The sequence below is a fragment of the Streptomyces ochraceiscleroticus genome (genome assembly GCF_000720485.1).
GTDB classification, from domain to species: Bacteria; Actinomycetota; Actinomycetes; order Streptomycetales; family Streptomycetaceae; genus Streptomyces; species Streptomyces ochraceiscleroticus.
Window position 1 is genome coordinate 1 of the sequence record NZ_JOAX01000092.1, and the last position, 445, is coordinate 445.

1 rRNA gene is annotated in these 445 nt (G+C 58.9%); it reads right to left on the minus strand.

From position 1 onward, the window contains the following. Nucleotides 1-358 precede the first annotated feature (358 nt). Nucleotides 359-445, minus strand: a 16S ribosomal RNA gene (locus IG84_RS0137315); the annotation flags it as partial.

Genomic DNA, 445 nt, shown 5'->3' on the forward strand with positions numbered 1-445 from the left:
ATCGGTTCCTGGTGCCAAGGCATCCACCGTGCGCCCTTAAAAACTTGGCCACAGATGCTCGCGTCCACTGTGCAGTTCTCAAGCAACGACCAGCCACCCGTCACACACCACTTCCGTGGCGCTACACCGGGGCCGGCGTTTGAAGGTACGAACATGAGTCCGTGCCCTCAGACACCCAACAGCGTGCCCGACACCCAGTCCCATCCGATCGCGTTCCACGCCCGAGGGCAGTACTAGCGTTCCGATCGATCTGTGTGCCGAGTAGTCAACGTTCCACCCATGAGCAACCAGCATCAGACATTCGCTGATGTTCTGGCCTCTGACCAGGTCCGAAGACCCGGTAAGAAGTGCTCCTTAGAAAGGAGGTGATCCAGCCGCACCTTCCGGTACGGCTACCTTGTTACGACTTCGTCCCAATCGCCAGTCCCACCTTCGACGATTCCCT